The sequence below is a fragment of the Nocardia cerradoensis NBRC 101014 genome, from assembly GCF_000308535.1.
Classification (GTDB): Bacteria; Actinomycetota; Actinomycetes; order Mycobacteriales; family Mycobacteriaceae; genus Nocardia; species Nocardia cerradoensis.
This window is the reverse complement of the sequence record NZ_BAFW01000016.1, coordinates 63954-72001: the sequence shown is the minus strand read 5'-3', so window position 1 is coordinate 72001 and position 8048 is coordinate 63954. Positions and strand designations below refer to the sequence as shown.

Sequence of the window (8048 nt, the reverse complement as noted above, 5' to 3'; positions counted from 1 at the left end):
CTTCATCCGGTCGCCGGTGCGCGGCTGGGCACGATGACGAGTGGGACGCTCAGCCGCGCCGCTACCGGCGGAGATGTCACCGAGCAGGTCCTGAACGGATACGGAACTGGATGTCTCACGGTGCTGCGGCAAGGCTCGTCCTAGCGTCGATCAACTCGGTGGCGACGCCGGACGAAACCTGGCATTCGGTAACGATTCGGCATCTGTTGTGACGGAAACTGTACTCCGTCGTGACCTTTTCGCAACCTCCGTGGCGGAATTCGCAGGTGGAAGGCTGATCTTGGTCCCGTGGGCACCGTTACCGAGGCGCGCGGGCGGGTTCAGACTGAGGGGGTGATCCTCGACAACGTGCGCACCCCGATCGTGCTGGCGCCGATGGCCGGCGGCCCGTCCACCCCGGAACTCGCCGCCGCTGTCGGCAACGCGGGCGGCCTGGGATTCCTCGCCGCCGGATATCTGAGCGCCACCGATACCGCCGCGCGCATCGCGGCGCTGCGCGAGCTGACCGAGACCCCGTTCGGGGTGAATCTGTTCGTCCCGGGCGCGCCCACACCGCCGGAACACTTCGCGGCCTACCTCGACCGGCTGGGCCGGCGTTTCCCGCTCGGCGAGGCGCGGTTCGACGCCGACGCCTGGGACGAGAAGCTCGATCTGCTCACCACCGAGCCGGTCGCGGTGGTCTCGTGCACCTTCGGCTGCCCGTCGGAGGCCGAGATCGAGCGCCTGCATCGGGCCGGAACCGAGGTGTGGGTCACGGTGACCTCGGTGCCCGAGGCCCGGGTCGCCGCCGAGACGGGTGCGGATGTCCTCGTCGCCCAGGGCGCGGAGGGCGGCGGGCATCGCGGCGGTTTCGCCGACCGGCCCGAGGAGGACGGCGCCGATCCCCTCACCACCCTCGCACTGGTGCAGCTGGTGCGCGCCGCGGTCGACACGCCCGTGGTCGCGGCGGGCGGCATCGCCACCGGCGCGGGTATCGCCGCGGTCCTCGCCGCCGGCGCCGCGGCCGCACAGCTGGGCACGGCCTTCCTCCGCTGCCCGGAGGCGGGCACCTCGGCACTGCACCGCGATGCGCTCGCGATCGAGACGCCCACCATGCTGACCCGCGCCTTCAGCGGCCGCCGGGCCCGTGGCCTGCGCAATCAATTCATGCTCGACAACCCCGACGCGCCCGCGGCCTACCCCGAAATCCATTACGCCACCGGACCGTTGCGCGCGCACGCCCGCGCCGCCGACAACCCCGACGCGGTGAATCTGTGGGCCGGGCAGGCGCACACCCTCGCCGACGCCGTTCCGGCCGCCGACCTGGTGCGCACGCTCACCGAGGATACGAAAGCCGCTCTGCAATCGGCACTTTCGCGGCCGTTCGGGTCTTGTTGACAACGTTTGTCGTTTAGACTCGTGGGACATCACCCGCCATCCCACGAGGAGAGCGTCATGTCATTGGATGTCCCAGCCGCACTGCTCGAACGCGCCGAAAGCGGTCCGGTCAGCGACGAGGAATTCGTCGAATGCGTTCGTACCTCCCTGCCCTACGCCTACGAGGTCGTCAGCCGGGTGGCTGCAGACTTGCGTTCCGGCACAGCAGAATTCGCGGACAATCAGGTGCCCCCGCCGGACGAGACGGCCCGCGGCCAGCTGCTGCGCGCGATGGCGTCGGATTCGATTCGCGGCAGCCTGGAGCGGCATTTCGGCATCAAGCTCGCCTTCCAGAACTGCCACCGGGTGGCGGCCTTCCCGCTGTCGGCCGTCGGTGGCGACACCTACTCCACCTTCATCTCCACCCGCGCTCAACTGCTCAATCAGAGCCCGGAACTGCGTAACTGCTGAACCGTACGGTTCCGGCGCCGGAGATGTCCGGCGCCGGAACCGGCGTTACGCTCCGGGCCCCTCGCCCCATTCCCGCAGCCGCCGTTTGAGGACCTTGCCGGTGGGGTTGCGCGGCAACTCGTCGATGAACACCACGTCGCGAGGCACCTTGTAGCGCGCGAGGTTGGCCTTCACATGCGCTTTGATCTCCTCCGCGCCGAGGGTTTCGGTAGTGCGGACGACGAAAGCGACCAGCCGGGCGCCGTATTCGTCGTCGGGCACGCCGATGACCGCGGCCTCGCGCACGTCCGGATGTGCGTCGAGCAATTCCTCGACCTCGGCCGGGAATACGTTCTCCCCGCCGGAGACGATCATGTCGTCGTCGCGTCCGTCGATGAAAAGCCTTCCGGCCGAATCGAAATGGCCGACATCGCCGGTGGACATCAGGCCGCGGATCCGCTCCTTACCGCCGCCACCGGTATAGCCGTCGAAGGGGATCGCGTTGCGGACGAAGATCCGCCCGCTCGTCCCGGGCGGTACCGGCTCGCCCTGCTCGTCGAGGATCTCGACCACCGCGCCCACCACCGGTGACCCCACACATCCCGGCTCCACCGCCAGATCCTCCGGCGTGGCGATGGTGGCGTAGGCGACCTCGGTGGAGCCGTACAGGTTGTAGACGACCGGCCCGAACGCGGCGGTCACGCGCCTGCACAACTCGGCGCCCAGCTGCGCTCCGGCGACGAAAACGATGCGCAGCGCCGACAGGTCCCGCTCGCGCACCGCCTGCGGACCCGATTCGACCATGCGCGCGAGCATCACCGGCACCACGATCAGCGCGGTCGCACGGTGCTCGGCCATACTGTCGAGCACCCGCTGCGGATCGAATCGCCGCCGGATCACCAATGTCGAGCCGAAGCCGATGGCCAGCAACGACATTGCGAAACCGAGAGTGTGGAACAGCGGTGCCGGACATTCGGTCACCTCGCGGGTCCGGAACGGCACCTTGCTGAGAATCGCGCCCAGCGGTTCCAGCGAACGCGGCTCCGACCGCGGCGCGCCCTTGGGCGTGCCGGTGGTGCCGCTGGTCAACAGGATGATCTTGGCGCCGGAACGCGAGATCGGCGGCGTGGCGGGCGAGCCCGCGGTGATCAGCGACTCCAGGCTGGAGGTGTGCCCGGTCTCCGACCACGCCCGATAGGCCCCGCGCCGAGGGCTCAGATCGCCGAGGATGGATTCGTACTCCTCGTCGTACACCAGCAGATCGGCGCCCTCCCGGGCCGCCACGTCCCGCAGTTGCGGCCCGGCGAAATCGGTGTTCAACAAGATGATCCGGGCCCCGCACTTGGCCGCGGCGAAGACCGCGTCGAGCAGGCCGCGGTGGTTGCGGGCCAGAATCGCCACACCCTCGCCGGTGCGCAGTCCGCGTTTGCGCCATTCGTTGGCCAGCCGGTTGGAGCGGTCCTCGAGTTCGCGATAGCTCAGCGTGCCGAGTTCGTCGATCACCGCGGCGCGATCGCCGTAGCGGGCGGCGGCCAGCCGCAGCAGCGCGGGCAGCGCGCCGTGCCGGAGCAGCGCGTCGCCCGCGGACAGCAACGTCAACGGCGACTCGATCCCGACCACGCCACTGCCGACCGCGAGCCGCAGATATTCCAGTTCGGCCCACGCCCGCGTGATCAGCGTGCGTAGCAGATTCACCGTCATGCTCGAATCCCCCTGCCGCGCCGACTGTCTCGCATCGGATGGCGGTGCACGCCCATTACGCCGGACCTCTCTGTCCCCGCCCGGTGGAGCGGGGGCCGCGAGGAGGCAACGGCTGCGCGGCCACGCGGGCTCCCCTGTCGGGCGCTACGACACCGCCCCTTCGACGGTACGCGCCCTCACCGTAACCCCGCGGCACACTGTCGGTCGACCGGCAGTATGCCGCATCGGTCTCCCGGCCGTGCGGCCCCGGTCGCTACTTTCCGTGCGCGCGCAACTGGTACAGCCCGCGCGTCTCGGCGACCACCACGCCGTCGGCGTCGGTCACGGTGGCCTCCAGGGTGAAGTCGGCCTTGCCGTTGGCCTCGGCGTCGGCGATCACCCGGGCGATCTCCTCCTCCGAGAGCGAAGCCTGGGCCCGCACATCGGTTTTCGCCGGCTTGCGGAAGAAGATCTGCAGATCCTTCACCAGCGGGTAGTACTTCGCACTGTCGAAGGTGGCGATCGGAATGGCGCCGCCGAGAATTTCCGCGACGGTGAACAACACGCCGGCGTACATGACCCCGAAGTGGTTGCCGTTGCCCTCGATCGGCACGGTGGTGGCGGCGAATCCGGGCCGTACCTCGAGCGCCTGCACACCCATCTTGTGCGCGATCGGGATGGTGAACTCCAGCGCGCCGTTCACCACATCCGCGAAGGCGGGGGTGTCGTCGTTCGTCTCGGCGCTGCTCGTCTCGCTCATCGCCAACCCTTTCTGCACATGATCGGACGCCCACCGGACGCCGGTGCTCAGCCTACGACACCTTGTTGACATAGCGCCAACAGGTTCCCCGATCCCTCGCCCACCGGCACGGCCGGGCACCACCGCACCGCGCTCACACCGCAGGCGCGACCGGATGTTCCGGCCGCGCCTGCGGGGGTCCGTTCACAGCGGCGGGGACGCTCTATTTCCCAGCGTCGTGACGCTCTATCTCACAGCGTCGTGACGCTCAATTCGCCGTCGGCATACCGAGCCCGCAGCCGCTTCTTGTCGAATTTGCCGACGCTGGTCTTGGGCACCTCGTCGATGAAGGTCCAGTGCTCGGGCAACTGCCATTTGGCGAACTTGTCCGCCAGGAAATCGCGCAATTCGGCCGGTTCTGCGGTCGAGCCCTCCTTGAGGACGATGGCGACCAGCGGCCGCTCGTCCCACTTCTCGTCCGGCACTCCGATCACCGAGGCCTCCGCGACGGCCGGATGACCCATGATCGCGTTCTCCAGATCGACCGAGGAGATCCATTCGCCGCCGGACTTGATCACATCCTTGGATCGGTCGACCAGCGTGAGGTAGCCGTTGGGCGTGATCTTGCCGACGTCACCGGTGCGCAGCCAGCCGTCGTCGAACTTGTCCGGGTCGACGGACGCGCCCTCGGGTGAGTAATAGGCCCCCGCGATCCACGGGCCGCGCACCTCGAGTTCGCCCACGGCCTCGCCGTCGTTGGGCAGCACCGAGCCGTCGTCGCCGACCAGGCGCGCCTGCACCAGGGCCGGGAACCGTCCCTGCGTGTAGCGGTACTCCCATTCGTCCTCGCCCGTCACGCCCTTGGGCGGATGCGCGACGCTGCCCAGCGGGGAGGTCTCGGTCATTCCCCAGGCGTGCAGCAGGCGCACGCCGTGCTTCTCCTGGAAGGCCCGCATCATCGAGGGCGGCAGCGCGGATCCACCGACGACCACCTCGCGCAGATGCGTGATGTCCTGCGGCTTCGCCTCCAACTGCGCCAGTACGCCACCCCAGATGGTCGGCACCGCCGCGGCGAAGGTCGGCTGCACCGCGGCCATCATCTCCAGCAGCGGCGCCGGTTGCAGGAAGCGGTCGGGCATCAGCACGCTCGCCCCCGACAGCATCGCGGCGTACGGCAGGCCCCAGGCGTTGGCGTGGAACAGCGGCACGATGGCCAGGACGGTGTCGTCGGAGGTGAATCCCATACTCGCGTTGGTCAGCACCTGCATGGCGTGCAGCACGTTGGACCGGTGCGAATACACCACGCCCTTGGGGTCGCCGGTGGTGCCGGAGGTGTAGCACATCCCGGCCGCGGAGCGTTCGTCGACGACCGGGAAATCGTAGGTATCCGGTTGTCCCGCAAGCAGTTCCGCGTAGGAATGCACCTGCACGCCCTCGGGGGCGGTCAGATCCGCGGCGTTGCCGTTGGCCACGATGACGTGGCGGACGGTCTTCAGCGTCGGCAGATATCCGGCGAACATCGGCAGCAGCGAGCCGTCGACGATCACGACCCGATCCTCGGCGTGATTGGCCACGTAGGTGACCTGCTCGGGGAACAGCCGCAGGTTCAGCGCGTGCAGCACGGCGCCCATCGCGGGCACGGCGGCGTAGGCGACCATATGTTCGTTGTTGTTCCACATGAACGTGGCGACCCGATCGCCCACATCGATCCCCAGCCCCCGCAACGCGTTGGCCAGCCGCGCCGATTCCGCACCCAATTCCCGATAGGTCATGGTGCGCACCCCGTCCCCCGTCCACGTCGACACCGTGGCATCGCCGTGGAACGTGGACGCATATCGCAGCAGGGTGGCCAGCGACAGTTGATCGTCCTGCATCGTGCTCAACATCAGTAACCGCACTCCTTCACCGGTGAACGACGTCACACCTGCCGCGAGGATAGCCGAAACCGGACGTAGCGATTATCGACCCGACCGGATGGTCCACTTTTCCCCCGACACACGGCACGAACTGCACGGACATGGGATGAATCGGCTGCACGTGGCGAACCCCTGATCGCCACGTGCAGCCGCCCCTGCCGTCCGGGTGCACCCAGGTACGGCAGATCCGTCCCGAATGGCCGCGGACGCGCGACGACACCCCCTGCAGCGCCGTCGAAACGCCAAATGCCCACCGGGACAGGCTTTTTGAAGAGGAACTGCTATAGATAGTAGGTTCGGCGGGCCGGAACTGTCCAGCGGAGTCGCATGTCCGGTCCGACGCGGCCGCCGCGGCGTGGCCGGAAATATTGATTCGTTGGCCGCTGATCTCTCGGAAACGACCGTCCAGCGCTCTACTCTTCGACTATGACTGCCACGCCATCCATCGTGATCATCGGCGCCGGATTCGCCGGCCTCGGCATGGCGCTGGAATTGCAGCGCGCCGGTATCGACAATTTCACCATCGTCGAGAAGGCCGGCGATCTGGGCGGTGTCTGGCGTGAGAACACCTATCCGGGGGCGGCCTGCGATGTGCCCTCCCCGCTGTACTCGTGGTCGTTCGAACCCAAATCCGACTGGCCGCGCCGCTTTTCCCAGCAGCGCGACATCCACGCGTACATGCGCGCGGTCGCCGAGAAGTACGATCTGCCGCGCAAGATCCGCTTCGGCATCGAGGTCACCGATGCGGAATTCGATGCCGCGCGCGGTGTCTGGCAGGTGCGCACCGCCGGCGGCGAAACCCTCACCGCCGACGTCCTGATTCCGGCGGTGGGCCAGCTCTCGCGTCCGGCGATGCCGAACATCCCCGGCATCGACACCTTCACCGGTCCCGCCTTCCACTCCGCCGAATGGGACCACGACGTCGATCTCACCGGTAAGCGGGTGGCGTGCATCGGCACCGGAGCCAGTGCGATCCAATACATTCCGGCCATTCAGCCGACCGTCGGGCATCTCACCCTGTTCCAGCGCTCCGCGGCCTGGGTGCTGCCGAAAATTCGATACCGAATACACCGGCCTGCATCACGCGCTGTTCAAGTACTTTCCGCCCAGCCGATGGGCCGAACGCTTCGCCATCTGGACCTTCTTCGAGGTGATGGCACTGGCACTGACCGACGTGCCGTGGATCAAACATCCGGTGATCGCGATCGCCGACCGGCATCGCGCCAACGCCGTACCCGACGAGGAATTGCGCGCCAAACTGACTCCGGATTACGCCGCCGGATGTAAGCGCGGCCTCTTCTCCAACGAGTACTTCCCCGCGCTCGCCCAGCCCAATGTCAGTGTGGAGACCACCGCCATCGAGGCGGTGACGGCGAACGGAATCCGCACCGCCGACGGCGTCGAGCATCCGGTGGACGTGATCATCTACGGCACCGGATTCAAGGGCACCGAATTCCTCGCGCCGATGCACATCTACGGTCTCGGCGGCCGCAAACTGTCCGACGAATGGGCGCCGGAGGGCGCGCGGGCATTCCTGGGTATGTCGGTGCCGGGCTTCCCCAATCTGTTCATGATGTACGGGCCCAATACCAATGTGGGCTCCGGCTCGATCATCTACATGCTGGAATCACAGGCCCGCTATATCCGGCAGCTGGTGGAGTATCTGTCCGCCAAACCCGGACATTTCCTCGCCGCGCGGCCCGCCGCCGAACAGGCCTGGGACGATTGGTTGCGCAAGCGCCTGGCCGATACGCCGTGGAACTTCTGCTCCAGCTGGTACCGCAACGCCTCCGGCCGCATCACCAACAATTGGCCCGGCGCCACCCTGCTGTTCCGGTGGAAGACACGGCGTTTCGACCCGGCCGACTATGCCGAGGGCGTGGCCGGATCCTGATTCGCCGCCGCGG

5 protein-coding genes and 1 pseudogene are annotated in these 8048 nt (G+C 67.7%); 3 read left to right on the top strand and 3 right to left on the bottom strand.

Annotation, left to right across the window (positions count from 1 at the left end; translation table 11 throughout):
• Positions 1-333: 333 nt before the first annotated feature.
• Both ON23_RS03615 and ON23_RS03610 read left to right on the top strand, forming a co-directional pair.
• Positions 334-1377 carry a nitronate monooxygenase gene (locus tag ON23_RS03615; RefSeq protein ID WP_174376456.1) on the top strand — a complete coding sequence of 348 codons (1044 nt, stop codon included), beginning with the start codon at positions 334-336 and terminating at the stop codon, positions 1375-1377.
• A gap of 57 nt (positions 1378-1434) precedes the next feature.
• Positions 1435-1827, top strand: a complete 393-nt coding sequence (locus ON23_RS03610) for an SCO5389 family protein (RefSeq protein ID WP_030513337.1) — start codon at positions 1435-1437, stop codon at positions 1825-1827.
• Positions 1828-1872: 45 nt separating this feature from the next.
• On the opposite strand, the gene ON23_RS03605 is transcribed toward ON23_RS03610, so the two are convergent.
• The 3 genes from ON23_RS03605 to ON23_RS03595 form a co-directional block, all read right to left on the bottom strand.
• Complete coding sequence (locus tag ON23_RS03605; protein ID WP_039776303.1) at positions 1873-3507, bottom strand: acyl-CoA synthetase; 1635 nt, start codon at positions 3505-3507, stop codon at positions 1873-1875.
• 253 nt (positions 3508-3760) lie between these two features.
• A complete protein-coding gene (locus tag ON23_RS03600; RefSeq protein WP_039776302.1) occupies positions 3761-4246 on the bottom strand; it encodes a PaaI family thioesterase in 486 nt (161 codons plus the stop codon).
• 230 nt (positions 4247-4476) lie between these two features.
• The gene (locus ON23_RS03595; RefSeq protein ID WP_039776340.1) at positions 4477-6111 is read right to left on the bottom strand and encodes a long-chain fatty acid--CoA ligase; all 1635 of its coding nucleotides are present in this window, start codon (positions 6109-6111) and stop codon (positions 4477-4479) included.
• A gap of 456 nt (positions 6112-6567) precedes the next feature.
• Here ON23_RS03595 and ON23_RS03590 point away from each other — a divergent pair.
• Positions 6568-8035, top strand: a pseudogene (locus ON23_RS03590) (flavin-containing monooxygenase).
• The last annotated feature ends 13 nt before the right edge of the window (positions 8036-8048 follow it).